2 protein-coding genes are annotated in these 841 nt (G+C 74.7%); both read left to right on the top strand.

What is annotated here, in order from left to right; all coding sequences use genetic code 11:
• The first annotated feature begins 23 nt into the window (after positions 1-23).
• Positions 24-392, top strand: coding sequence for a YraN family protein (locus D180_RS19195; protein WP_017914048.1), 369 nt, complete (start codon positions 24-26; stop codon positions 390-392).
• 1 nt (position 393) lies between these two features.
• On the top strand, positions 394-841 hold a 448-nt coding region (locus D180_RS19190), incomplete at its 3' end, for a metal-dependent hydrolase (RefSeq protein ID WP_017914047.1).

The raw sequence follows: 841 nt of genomic DNA, 5'->3' as shown, positions 1-841 counted from the left end.
CGGGCGCCCGACCCCGCTGCCCGATGGAAACTGAGCGGCGCCGACGCGGCAACGCGGTGGAAGCGGCGGCGCGCGCCGAACTGGAGCGCGCCGGCCTGCGCCTGATCGCCGCCAACGTCGCCTTCCGCGGCGGCGAGCTGGACCTGGTGATGCAGCAGGCGCAAAGCCTGGTGTTCGTCGAAGTGCGGTACCGGCGCAGCACTGCGTTCGGCGGCGGCGCGGCCTCGGTCGACCTGCGCAAGCGCCGCCGCCTGCTGCTGGCGGCGCAACTGTTCCTGGCCGCGCATCCGCAGTACGCCAACTGGCCGTGCCGCTTCGACGTGGTCGAGGCCGAGGGCGATCCGCCGCGGCTGACCTGGCTGCGCGACGCCTTCCGCGCCGAGGATTGCTGAGGTGCCCAGCGTCTTCACCCACGCCGCGGTGCCGCTGGCGCTGTGGGCCGCCGCCGATCGCGGGCGCATCTCCCCGCGCCTGCTCGGCGCCGGCATCGTCGCGGCGATGCTGCCCGACGCCGACGTGCTCGGCTTCGCCCTGCACATCCCCTACGCCGACGCCTTCGGCCATCGCGGCGCCAGCCACTCGCTGTTGTTCGCCGCGGTACTGGGCGCGCTCGGCGCGCTGCTGCACCGGCCCCTGCGCGCCGGCGCGCTGCAGGCGGCCGTCTGGCTGTTCGTCTGCACCGCCTCGCATCCGCTGCTCGATGCGATGACCTCCGGCGGCCTCGGCGTGGCCCTGGGGTGGCCGTGGAGCGAACAGCGCTGGTTCGCGCCATGGCGGCCGATCCGGGTCTCGCCGTTCGCCAACGGTTTCTTCAGCGCGCGCGGCATGGCCACGCTGTGGT

This window comes from Xanthomonas sp. SHU 166, assembly GCF_000364685.1.
GTDB lineage: Bacteria > Pseudomonadota > Gammaproteobacteria > Xanthomonadales > Xanthomonadaceae > Xanthomonas_A > Xanthomonas_A sontii.
Note: the sequence above shows the minus strand (reverse complement) of the source record. Positions and strands in the feature narration are given on the sequence as shown.

Coding starts and splice junctions, on each gene's coding strand:
- D180_RS19195 (WP_017914048.1), top strand. CDS start 24: ATGGAAACTGAGCGGCGCCGACGCGGCAACGCGGTGGAAGCGGCGGCG.